The sequence below is a fragment of the Thalassospira alkalitolerans genome, assembly GCF_002115745.1.
Taxonomy (GTDB): domain Bacteria; phylum Pseudomonadota; class Alphaproteobacteria; order Rhodospirillales; family Thalassospiraceae; genus Thalassospira; species Thalassospira alkalitolerans.
Genome location: NZ_JFKB01000006.1, coordinates 194,884 through 206,966 on the forward strand (window position 1 = coordinate 194,884; position 12,083 = coordinate 206,966).

General features: G+C 54.1%; 10 protein-coding genes. 4 read left to right on the forward strand and 6 right to left on the reverse strand.

The genetic code is table 11. The annotated features are described in order from the left end of the window. Positions 1–33 precede the first annotated feature (33 nt). The 3 genes from TALK_RS10585 to TALK_RS10595 all read left to right on the forward strand — a co-directional run bounded on the left by TALK_RS10585 (position 34) and on the right by TALK_RS10595 (position 3,540). Positions 34–1,521 (forward strand): Ppx/GppA family phosphatase, encoded by a 1,488-nt coding sequence (locus TALK_RS10585; RefSeq protein ID WP_085618611.1) that lies wholly within the window; start codon positions 34–36, stop codon positions 1,519–1,521. Between the two features lie 105 nt (positions 1,522–1,626). Continuing rightward, entirely contained in the window at positions 1,627–2,058 is a 432-nt protein-coding gene (locus TALK_RS10590) for a hypothetical protein (protein WP_139833786.1), read from the forward strand. A 183-nt stretch (positions 2,059–2,241) separates the two neighbouring features. Continuing rightward, positions 2,242–3,540: a DUF1835 domain-containing protein gene (locus TALK_RS10595; protein ID WP_085618615.1), complete on the forward strand. Its 1,299-nt coding sequence runs from the start codon at positions 2,242–2,244 to the stop codon at positions 3,538–3,540. Here TALK_RS10595 and TALK_RS10600 read toward each other — a convergent pair. Then, the gene (locus TALK_RS10600; protein ID WP_085618617.1) at positions 3,537–4,448 is read right to left on the reverse strand and encodes a LysR family transcriptional regulator; all 912 of its coding nucleotides are present in this window, start codon (positions 4,446–4,448) and stop codon (positions 3,537–3,539) included. The two genes, TALK_RS10595 and TALK_RS10600, sit on opposite strands and share 4 nt — an antisense overlap. 103 nt (positions 4,449–4,551) lie before the next feature. On the opposite strand from TALK_RS10600, the gene TALK_RS10605 reads away from it, so the two are divergent. Next, a complete protein-coding gene (locus TALK_RS10605; protein ID WP_085618832.1) occupies positions 4,552–5,421 on the forward strand; it encodes an SDR family oxidoreductase in 870 nt (289 codons plus the stop codon). 70 nt (positions 5,422–5,491) lie between these two features. Here the strand turns inward: TALK_RS10605 and TALK_RS10610 are convergent, their stop codons facing one another. The 5 genes from TALK_RS10610 to TALK_RS10640 all read right to left on the reverse strand — a co-directional run bounded on the left by TALK_RS10610 (position 5,492) and on the right by TALK_RS10640 (position 12,029). Next, entirely contained in the window at positions 5,492–6,841 is a 1,350-nt protein-coding gene (locus TALK_RS10610; protein ID WP_139833787.1) for an autotransporter outer membrane beta-barrel domain-containing protein, read from the reverse strand. Between the two features lie 999 nt (positions 6,842–7,840). Beyond that, on the reverse strand, positions 7,841–9,016 hold the full coding sequence (gene rnd / locus TALK_RS10620) for a ribonuclease D (protein ID WP_085618623.1): 1,176 nt from the start codon (positions 9,014–9,016) through the stop codon (positions 7,841–7,843). Between the two features lie 403 nt (positions 9,017–9,419). After that, positions 9,420–10,493 carry a succinylglutamate desuccinylase/aspartoacylase family protein gene (locus tag TALK_RS10630; RefSeq protein ID WP_085618627.1) on the reverse strand — a complete coding sequence of 358 codons (1,074 nt, stop codon included), beginning with the start codon at positions 10,491–10,493 and terminating at the stop codon, positions 9,420–9,422. A 4-nt stretch (positions 10,494–10,497) separates the two neighbouring features. Beyond that, the gene (rimK, locus tag TALK_RS10635) at positions 10,498–11,403 is read right to left on the reverse strand and encodes a 30S ribosomal protein S6--L-glutamate ligase (protein WP_085618629.1); all 906 of its coding nucleotides are present in this window, start codon (positions 11,401–11,403) and stop codon (positions 10,498–10,500) included. A gap of 92 nt (positions 11,404–11,495) precedes the next feature. Continuing rightward, positions 11,496–12,029 carry an ATP-dependent zinc protease family protein gene (locus TALK_RS10640; RefSeq protein ID WP_085618631.1) on the reverse strand — a complete coding sequence of 178 codons (534 nt, stop codon included), beginning with the start codon at positions 12,027–12,029 and terminating at the stop codon, positions 11,496–11,498. Between the last annotated feature and the right edge of the window lie 54 nt (positions 12,030–12,083).

The following is a 12,083-nucleotide window of genomic DNA, read 5'->3' on the forward strand; positions in this document are numbered from 1 at the left end:
ACGTGCATACCCTAGACAGGTTCAACCAACCGCATGCTGACTGACCAAAGGGTTTCCAACCGTATCGCCATCATTGATGTTGGCTCGAACTCGGTGCGTCTTGTTGTGTTTGATGGCATGACGCGCGCACCGGCCCCGATTTTCAACGAAAAGGTGATGTGCGGCCTGGGGCGTGACCCCGAAAACACCGGCAAGCTTAACCCCGAAGGCGTCGAAATGGCGGTTACCGCCTTGCGACGCTTTGCCTGTCTGCTGCGCGCGATGAAAATTGCCCGTGTCGATACTCTGGCCACCGCCGCCGTGCGGGCCGCCAGCGACGGTGCGGACTTCTGCGCGCGCATCCATGCCGAAACCGGATTGACCGTCAAGGTGATCGACGGGCTTGAAGAAGCCCGGCTTTCCGCCCTTGGCATTATATCGGGCGATCCACGTGCCACCGGTATCATGGGCGATATCGGCGGCGGGTCGCTTGAACTGGTTCTGCTCGAACAGGGCGAAATCAAAAAACGCGTCAGCGTCCCGCTGGGCGCTATGCGCCTGCATGCGGTCTTTGATGGCGACCGTGCCCGGCTTGAAGCCGAAGTCAAAACCCATCTTGATAGTATTGACTGGCTCCATGAAGGGGCGGGAAAACCACTTATCGCCGTTGGCGGCTCGTGGCGTTCCATCGCCAAACTTTACATCGCCCAGGAAAACTATCCGATCTCGGTTGTGCATAATTTGGCCATGCCACGTGCTGAAATTGCTGAACTGACCCATATCATTTCCCAGCAAAGCCGCGTGTCGCTGGATAAAATCGGCGGTGTTTCCAAACGCCGTATCGACAGCCTGCCCCATGCCGCCCTTGTGATGAACATGTTGCTCGGTCGCATGAAGGCCAAGGAAGTTGTGTTTTCCAGTCACGGCCTGCGCGAAGGCTGGATGCATGAAGTCCTGCCCGAAGAATTGCGTCAACGCGATCCGCTGCTTGATGCCTGCCTAAGCTTTGCCAAAGACGGCGAACGCTTCCACCAGCACGGCGAAGAACTGTTTCGCTGGTCGGCACCGATCTTCCGCGATCAACCCGAAAACCTTGAACGGTTGCGCCTTGCCGCCTGTATCATTGGCGATGTTGGCTGGAACGAACATCCCGATTACCGCGCGATACAAAGCTATAACCGCATCCTTCACCACCCCTATCTTGATCTCAACCATCATGATCGGGTGTTCCTCGCCTACACGATTGGCTCGCGCTATACCGGCAACTTCAAGGGTGACGAGTCAAGCAACCGCCTGTTAGACGATGAAACCCATGCAACCGGCCGCCTGTTTGGCCATGCCATTCGCCTTGGCCATACCCTGTCGGGCGGGGTCGAAGGACTTCTGACCAACACCGCCCTTGTCCTCGAAGAAGGCAAGCTTGTGCTGCAAATTCATGCGAATGCCTCATCGCTTTCCGGTGAAGTCGTCGATCAACGTCTGGCAAAACTGGCAAAACTGATGGACCGCGAAAGCGAAGTCAGGATTACAGACACGCTGTAACACGCTGTAATTTCCTGCAGAACCACAACCTGAAAGCGTGTTTTTTGACAAACCCTCTCTTTGGGTTCAATCTTGCCTGACGGTTTCACAATGGGGTTCAGCGGCATGGCCAGAAAAAAATCGACATCAAAAATTGCCGTCAGTGATGTCCCCGATAACATGCTGGCTCTTTTGGCTGCTCTTCGGGCCACAACGAACACCCCCATCAACAGCATGAATAAAATGAATACCAACACCCCATCCCCTCAGATAAGCATTCTGCACGCCCTTGCCGCATCCAACCTCGGCACATTGGCCGAACTCCTCGCCCTGCTGCCCAAGGACCCCAAACAGGTTGAAATCCTGCGCGACAAATTGTTTGAAGACATCACCGCGACCTTCGATGCCCTTCAAGCCCTGCGTCAGATGGAACTCGACACCCTTGCCGAACTGATCAACATGCTTCCCGAAACCGGTGCAAGCAACAAAATCGCCCAAAGCGACACGCCAGACACGATGCTCGCGCTTCTCTCCGCCCTGAAAGCCACCCAGATCTAAGACTGATGCATCGACAGGTTGCAATTTACCTTTGCCCCGTGGCAAATCGGATGCTATCCATTTGAACGCTTTGCACAAAGCGACCTGTTCGCGGAAAGGGCTGCGCCCGTTTCACCAAATCGATTTCCATAACGGTTTCCTTGCCTGTCAGGCGGACACAGGCTTTTACGCAAGGGGAATCGCATGTCCGCATCACGCGCATCGAAATCCAAAAACACCCCAAATGCCCGACGCAAAAGCCCGGTCTTTGATGGCCGTCTAAACCTTGAACAGCAACGCAAACGCGCCAAGGAACTGCTTAAGGCCCTGTACCATCAAGACCCCACCGCCCAACAACGCCTTGCCGCATATTTCCAGACCAAAACCGCCGATGATGCTTGTCTGGCCGATGCCCAATATGTCATCGCACGCGAAAATGGTTTTGCCAGTTGGCCAAAACTGAAATCCCATATCGACCGCATCACCGAACATAACCGCCAAATCGCATCGGGCCATATCCCCACCCTTGATGATCAAACCACCCTGCATCTGCGCTGTGGTTCTGATATCGCCCATGCCCTTAAACTGGCCGGATTTGTCGGCGACTTCCTTGAATTCGCCGATCCATTCTGTCAGGGACCGGTCCCCGATCTGCCTTTGCCGCAATTCATCGAAACCCGCGCGCGTTTTATCGCCGATGCCTATGACCTTGAATTCAAGGATGCATTGGCCCGCCTGCACCGCGAATACGCCGCCCTGCCCCGGCTGGGCGACTATGATCATGTCGTTTTATGGTTCGAACATGACAGCTACGATCAACTTATTCTGGCTTTCCTGCTTGATTTCCTTGCCATCCTGCGCCCGAAAACCCGGCTGGAACTGATCGCGGTTGATCATGTCCCCGGCGTGAAACGCTTTATCGGCCTTGGTCAATTATCGCCGGAACTTCTGATCTGGTGCTGGGAAAATGCCCGCCAACCGATAACAGATGACATGCTTTTAGCCGGGCAGGAATGCTGGGCCGCCATCCGTGCCCCGGCCCCCGATGCCTTAAATGCGATTATCCATCGCGACATATCCGCCATTCCCGGCATGATCCCGGCCCTTAAACGCCACCTTGCCGAATTGCCCGATCCACAAACCGGCCTTGGCCTGACGCAAAAACTCACCCTGCAAATCCTTGCCAAACACGGTCCGCTTTCGGCGGGCAAAATCTTTGCCCATTTGATGCAAACCGACGACCCCTTGCCCTATCTTGGCGATATGATGTTCTGGCATGTCCTGAACGATATGGGCAATGCCACGACACCGCTGTTTGACATCACACCACCCCCGGCACACACCCCACAACCAACCTCAAAACCAATCCCATGGCCCGACCGTATGCTTTCCCTGACCACAACCGGTCAAAACATCCTGAACGGCAGCTTGTCCTTCCTTGATGTCTACACGGGAAAACGCTGGGTCGGCGGCATCGGGATTACCGGCAAAGGATCGCACTAAAGCCGTCGTGAAATCTTGAATATTTCCCCGCGCAGCCATTTGTGCGGGGCGCTGGCAGCGTTGCGCACATGCCATGCCTGGGCAAAGCTGTACTCGGGGAACTCAACCGGAAAAGCACATTTGGCAAAGCCTGCCATGACGTGCCGTTCCAACCGCGATGGCAGGGATGCAATCACATCCGTGCCGCGGATCAGGCTGGCGATGCTGGCAAATGTTGATGCCTGCAAAACGGTTTTGCGTTTGCGCCCGATGGCCTGCAGGGCGTCGTCAACGGCCGAATGATCGTTATTGCCGATGATCACGCGCGCATGCGGTACGGCGCAATATCGGTCCAATGTATCGGGTGCCACATCATGATAATCGGCATCATAAAAGCACGCCATATGTTCGCGAAACAATGTCTGCTGCGCAATATCGCCGACATTTTCGATCATATGCAGGCCAATCGCCAGATCAAGCTGACCATTGCGCAACCGGTCAATGACATCGCCATCCCCGTGGATCGGTAAAACCTTAAGCCGAATATCAGCCGCACATCCCCGAACAATACGGACCAGCTCGGGCAGGATCACCGCCACTTCGTAATCATTAGTGCCGATGACAAATCGCGCTGACTGGTTCGAATCATGGGGGGCAAACCCGTCCACGCGTGCAAGATTACGTAAATCCTGCAAAACAACCCGCACCCGTTCGGCCATTTCATCGGCATGGGCCGTTGGCGTAATCCCCCGCCCCGACCGGACAAAAAGCGGATCACCAACAATCTGGCGCAACCGGTCAAGCCCGTGGCTGACGGTGGGTTGCCCCACACCAAGGCGATTGGCCGCCGCCGTTACCGATCCCTCATCATAGATTGTCAGGAAAAGCCGCAGCAAACGATAATCAAGATCTAACTCATCGATATTCATGCATGAATATTATCATCTTGATCGAATTGATCATATGGGAAATCAGGCGCAGTTTCAGATCATTGACGGGCCCATGCCCATAACCGAACTGGAAATGAAAACCATGAAAATCCTTGTCACCGGCGCGACCGGCCAACTTGGCCGCCTTGTCGTCAAACATCTGCAAAGCCGCGTTTCAACCGATCAGATCGCGGTCAGTGTCCGCGACACCGCCAAGGCCGCCGATCTGGCCGCAGCCGGGATTGATGTCCGTCACGGTGATTATGATGACCTTGCCCTGATGACCAACGCCTTCAAAGGCATCGATACCGCCCTGATCATTTCGGGCGAAACCGATAACGAAACCCGCATCCGTCAACACAGAACCGCAGTCGATGCTGCCAAGGCCGCTGGCGTCAAACATCTGGTCTATACCAGCTTCATTGATGCCCGCCCCGAAAGCCCGTTTACCTATGGTGCCATCCATGCAGACACGGAAAAACATATCAAAGAAAGCGGCCTGTCCTTTACCTTGCTGCGCAACAGTTTCTATACCGATCTTCTGATGGCGGGCATCCCGCATGCTTTGGAAACCGGCGATTTCGGTGCACCGGCCGGGACTGGCAAGGTAAGCTATATCCCGCGCAATGATCTGGCCGAAGCCGCCGCAGTTGTCCTTGCCTCCCCGGCCGATCACCTCAACAAAACCTATGATCTGTCGGGCACCCCGGTCAGCTTTGCCGAAATTGCCGCCGCCATTGCCGATGCGACGGGCAAGGAAATCCAATATACCAATCTGCCCCCCGAAGTTCATACCGGCATTCTGGCAAGCCTCGGCCTGCCCGGCCATCTGGTCGAGGCCCTGACCGGCATGTATACCGGCACCCGCAATGGCGATTACAACCAGACCAGCGATGATTTCGCTAGGATTGTTGGTCATCCACCCCAGTCAACCGAGGACTTCCTCCGCCACGCCCTCGCTAATCAGGCGTAGCATCGCCTATAAAAAAACAGCCGCCCTTTTGACCGGGCGGCTGTTTTTCATTTCTAACGCATGCAACAGGTTAGAAATCAAGCGACATACTGATCTGTGCGCGGCTTTCGGCACTTCCGGCTTGCGAGATATCATGCGCCAGTGACAGGCGGCTGGTCATCGGACCACTGATAAAGCCAAGCCCCCCGCTCATCGACTGGTTGCCATATTCATCAACATCACTGCCAAAGAACGGCGACATCAGGCCAACCGGCTGCCCGTCAAGGTCGCGCAGCTCAAAGCCATAGCTAACCGTCCCGGCGACGGTATATTCGGTATAGTCGGTTCGACCGGCAAGATAGCTACCCTCAAGCGCGGCATTAAGCCCCGTATCGCGATCCGAAAGGCGAACACCGCCGCCAACCGTAAAGGCCGTCTTGTCGTTGTTCAGCTCGTCGGTAAAGTCATGAACCATACCGGTTTCAACAAACGGCGTGACCGTCAGGCTGTCAAAGCCAAAGTCATAGGCCGCCTCGATTGCCGGTTTGAACTGGCGCGTATTGGAACGCGAACTGTCATTAAAGGTGCCGTCGCTTTCGGTATAGCTGTCGATGGTTTTGCGCGCCGCCAAAAGCGATACGCTCGGGCTCAGGGTCAATGGCGTATCTTGCATCGGACGATAGGCATAAATACCTTTAAGCGATGCATACCACATGGCGGAATCGGTTGATCCGTTAACCGCATCATTGTTGCGTGTCACATCGATGTTGCCTTGCGAATAGCCTGCTTCGGTGACGATGCTCAGGTTCTCGGTCGGGCTGATAATCGCATAGGGTGAAATGACCCAGGCATTTTCCTGATAAGTCCCGTCATTAAACGTCGTGGTCAAATCGGTATCGTTATAGCCCAGCGACAGACCGGCAACGATATTGTTGTCAAACCGGTAATCGGCCCCAATGTTATAGCCCCAGACATCGCCATCATACCGGTTATCCTGGGTACCGTTATTATAATCGTTATCAACCGAGGTATAAGACCCATGGCCCCAAACCGTGATCGGCGATGCGCTGGCAAGGGCAGAACGGCCATCAATCCCCGATGCACCACCTGTATTACCCTGATCGGTCGGGCCAAGCGCCAAGGCGCTTTTGCGGGCAAAATCAACCGCCATTACAGAACTGTCAAAGCTGGACGTCATCGCCAGACGACGCATGACATCACCGGTGTCGCTATCGGAAGTATTTAGTGCGCCGAGGCTGTCGGCAAAGCCGGACTGGGCAAAGGAACTGCCATCATCATCAGCAACCGGGCCGCTGCTGGTGCCCGCACTGCCGGTACTCCCCGTACCGCCTGTGCCACCGCTGCTGCCTGTGCCAACACCACCGGCACCGGCACTGCCAATCACGGTTGCGGCGCGCGCGCCGATATTTTGCTGGATCACGGTCGTTTGCGACCGCGCAACTGCGCTGGTCACGGCTTTGGAGGTGGTTTCGGTGCTTGGGGAACCTGTATTACTGCTGTTGTCCGATACCTGACCGCAACTGAATTGGATAATGTAGTTAGCAGTTGAATCCGAAGATTCCCCGTCAAGACTAGTACTTACTGAAGCAGTAGTCGTTTTGGATATCGTCAGTTTAAGGATCACATTGCCACCTGCCACCCCCATAGCGCTGGCAGTGTCGAGCTTGGCATTGCCGTTACTAGTATCTATTACATTTGCAGTTGGCGCAATACTATGAAGCGTGCTGTTTATCCATTTAATGGTAATGACTTCGCCTTCAGTATAAGATTTACTCCCTAAATTTTGGTAAAAAGTATCGGTTTCTTCATTTGGGTGTATGTTGCTGCTCAGCGCGTTGATATAATTACACCCCTCCGACGCTGCCGCCTGTGCAACCGATGCCCAAGACATGGCCCCCAACATCATGGCACCCGTTAATACTGGCTTGAATAGCTTCACCTTGTCCCCGCTCCCAAAATTGCATGACCCTGCCCAGAGACGGGCACATCGACGCATATGACTCTGATATAAATTTCCTGGCTCTTGATTTCAGCAAGATGACCAAGAGTCAATAAAGCGACTGAGAACTGTCAGAAAGTGTCAGGATATGTCAGAATTAACACGCCGAAATACGATTTTAAGCGAGTTATTTCATATGTTTGGATAGTCTTCTTAGCCTGAATCGACTTAGGTTTTTCAACTGCTCATTCGTCAGTTAATGCCGACGATTCCGTTAAAATTGATCAGGACAAGAACACTTCGGATGGCCGTTCAAAACGACATCGATGATCGCGAACAACGCATGCAGGCCCGCGCCAGATGACAGCCCGGCACAAATATCATCACCGGATTGGTCATGTTCAGCGGGCAATAAATAGTCGGTACAAACAAAAAAAACGGACCATCTGGCCCGTTTTTTCATATCGTCTGATCGGATGCCTAGGCTTCGTCGCCACCGCTAAGTTCGACAAAGGCAACTTCACCGTCTTTAAGCTTAAGCCCGATCTTGCCATGCTTAAGTTGCAAGGCATATTCACCGAACATTTCCCGCCGCCAGCCATGCATGGCGGCAACATCCGCATTGTCATCTGCGGCAATGTTTTGCAAATCATCGCTTGATGCGACAAGGCGCTGCGCAACACCTTTTTCCTCGGAACAAAGCTTCAGCAACACCTTAAGCAGTTCGACCGTCGGGCCGATACCAGCCGGCAATTCCGGCCGAAATTTGGGCTGCGGCCAATCTTCCTGCGGACTATCAAGTGCTGCCTGGATTGCCTCGACAATCGATTGTCCGGGTTTGCTGCTGCCAAAGTTGCGGCCAACACCGCGCGTCTTATCAAGGTCTTTTTCCGTCATTGGCTGACGCGCCGCGATATCAAGCAACGTGTCATCGCGCAAAACCCGATTACGCGGCAGGTTCTTGCGCTGGGCCTCGGTCTCGCGCCATTCGCCAAGCGCCCGCGCCACCGCCAGGAATTTCGGACTGTTGGATCGGGTTTTAAGCCGCAGCCACGCATCCTTTGGCTCGATCGAATAGATCGACGGATCGGTCAGGCGATCCATTTCCTCGGCCAGCCAATAGGAACGACCGTTTGCCGCAAGGCGTTCGTGGAATTCTTCATAGATCACACGCAAATGCGTCACATCCGAAAGCGCATAGCTTAGCTGCTTGGTCGAAAGCGGCCGGTGCGACCAATCGGTAAAGCGCATGGATTTATCGATATTCTTGCGCACCACCTTGTTGACCAGCGTTTCATAGCCAACCTGATCGCCATAGCCCAACACCATCGCCGCCACCTGGGTATCAAATACCGGATGGGGGACCTTGCCCGACAGATGAACAAAAATCTCGATATCCTGACGGGCCGCGTGGAACACTTTGACCACGCTTTCATCCTGCATCATATCGAATAACGGCGTCAGGTCGATGCCCGGTGCCAGCGGGTCAATCGCCGCACCATTATCGGTCGGGTCCGGCCCGGCCACCTGCACCAGACAAAGCTGCGGCCAATAGGTCGAATCGCGCATAAATTCCGTATCGACGGTAACATATTCGAACTGCCGGAGCTTTTCACACAGCGTGCGCAGTTCTTCTGTATTTGTAATTGGTTCCATAAACCCTGCTATAGCATTGCCCGCCAAGAACTGCCAGAGGCTTGGCGCACACAATAAAAGAACAGCCAAAATACAAAACCGGAGCCGCCCTGTTTCAGGCTGCTCCGACTGTTTTTCCTAAAAGAATCGGCAGATCATTTAGGGTCAGGACCCCTTAATTTGTTTGAAATGGTCAATCAGATTTGTGCGGATACGCGAAGCAAAACTGCAGGAAGATATTTATCTTTCAAGGTATTGCGACAAAGTAGCCCGTGCAAATCCGATTGATCCACAGGACAGGTGTTATATTTGCGAACTCCGGCGTCAAATCCCTTGTTCGGGATGCCGACCCGATCAGCGGGCTTTTTCTTGGATTTCGCAAATATAACACCTGCCATTCCAAACAAATTAAGGGGTCCTGACCCTAGATAATCTCGTCTTCATCCAGCAACGGATCAGATTGCAGGTTGGTTTCAATCGCGTCCATGCGTTCCTGCACTTCCGATGATCGTTTGATCGATGCAATATGAAATAATGCATCGCCCTGATTGATAATCGGAAGGTTGGTCCGCCCGATGATCAACCCGGCATAGCGCGCCACGACTTCAACATCACTAACGCCAAACGGGTCGGAAACAGCGGCAATCACATCGCCTTCATTCACAAAGTCACCGCATTGGTTAAAGGTCCGCAAAATGCCGCCTTTCGGTGCCCGCGCCCAATAACTGCTCGATGACTTAAACGATTTAACCCGTGATTCGCGGATCGACCGTTCGGCAATCATGCCCAGTTTGCGCATCACGCGCAAAACACCCGATACCCCGGCCCGGATCGACATTTCATCAAACCGGCGTCCTTCGCCTGCTTCATACAGCAGGATCGGCACCTCGGCTTCCTTGCCCGCCTGGCGCAATGATCCCTCGCGAAGCGGCGATGTCAGGATGATCGGCGTTCCAAAGGCCTCGGCAAATTCCATGATGGCGTCATCATCTTCATTCACCCGGACCTGCGGCAAATTAACCCGGTCCACCGCGGCGGAATGAAGGTCGATGCCAAAATCGGACCGTTCAACAATTTCCGTCAGAAAAAGATGCGCAAGCTGTGCGGCAAGCGATCCGCTGGAATTACCCGGAAAACACCGGTTAAGGTCGCGCCGATCGGGCAGGTAACGCGTATGGTTGATAAAACCAAACGCATTGACCACCGGCACCGCCAGCAACGTTCCGCGCATCGATTTCAGCACCGATGATTTCAACACCCGGCGGATAACCTCGACCCCGACAATCTCATCGCCGTGCACCGCACCGCTAACAAAAATCGTCGGCCCCGGCCGTTTGCCATGCACCACATTCACGGTCAAATTGACCGGTATGTGGTTCGACAACAGCGAAATCGGGATATCAACAATTTGCCGGGTTCCGGCCTTCACCTTGGTTCCGGCAATTTCGAAATCAGGCACCTTGACGCTTTTTTCGCCCGCTTTATTGCTCTCCGGCACGATGCTAGCCCTTACCCTTTGTCCGCACCTTGCCCGGGCGGCAATCTTTTTCCATGAAGTCAATGATCATACCGGCAATATCAAGGCCCGTCGCGCCTTCAATACCTTCAAGCCCCGGCGACGAATTGACTTCCATCACCACCGGCCCGTGATTGGACCGCAGGATATCAACACCACACACATTTAACCCCATCGCCTTGGCGGCTTCAACCGCCGTCGTGCGTTCCTGGGCTGTGATTTTGATCGTGCGTGCCGATCCGCCGCGATGAATGTTTGATCTGAAATCACCCGGCGCGCCGGTCCGTTCCATGCTGGCGATAACCTTGCCGCCAACCACAAAACACCGAATATCGCTGTTACCGGCTTCCTTGATGAATTCCTGCACCATGATGTCAACATTGGCCCCCCGGAAGGCCTCGATCACCGATTTCGCCGATTTTTCGGTTTCCCCCAGAACCACACCAATTCCCTGGGTGCCTTCCAAAAGCTTGATCACGACCGGCGCACCGCCAACGATTTTCAACAATTCGTCGGTTTTTTTCGGATCATGGCCAAACGCCGTTACCGGCAGGCCAATGCCCCGGCGCGACAGGATCTGCAACGACCGCAATTTATCGCGCGACCGGCCAATCGCCACCGATTCGTTAAGCGGATAAACCCCCATCATTTCAAACTGGCGCAAAACAGCCAGTCCGAAAAATGTCACCGACACACCGATACGCGGAATAACCGCATCGTAATCGTCCAGCGTCCGGCCATTGTAATAAATCGCCGGTTTACTGGACGTAATGTTCATCGTCGCCCGCAGGGTGTTAATCACATCAATTTCGTGGCCGCGCAGTTCGGCGGCTTCCACCAGCCGCTTGTGCGAATACAAATTCGGATTGCGCGCCATCATTGCGATTTTCATGAGAAAAACTCCCTGAGAAAAGGTTATCGACTATCGAGGGGTATGCAGGCGACGCCAGAGGATACCAAGGTCGTCCGGTGGTGCCGTTCGGCTTATTCAACGTCTGATTTTCCGGCCGTATAGACCGTTTCGGCTTGACCTGCGAGATAAGATTTCGTCGGCAGCACTAAAAACCTTCCGGCCTTCATCGCGGTGCGTCCCAAAAGCATGGGAAAGCCCATTAAGGACCGGTTTGCCAATGTCATTTCGACTTTCAGGTGATGTGCCCCGATGCCGATATGTGTGCTGATCACGATCCGTTCATCGGTTTCGCCGTTTGAACTGCGAATCTCGCGAATATCAACAAGTGGTGCCTCGCACTTTACCCGCGGATGCCCGTCACCGCGATAATGGGGCAACACGAATTTGACGAACTTTCCGCCGTCTTTCGTAACCACCTTAACATCTAATGCGTGCAAGGACGAGGTCCGCGCCCCGGTATCGACCTTTGCCTTGATCAGTGGCACATCAAAATCGGGCAAAGATACCCATTCGCGCCAGCCCAGAACATGACCGCTTTCAATAAGCGCATCCGTCTTGCTTTTCAGGCTGATTTTGGCTTTGGATTTAAGGGGTCGAACGATCATGGGCGAGGTCCGCAACGCTAATGGCAGAACATTTTTACGCGACCCTGCCGGGGT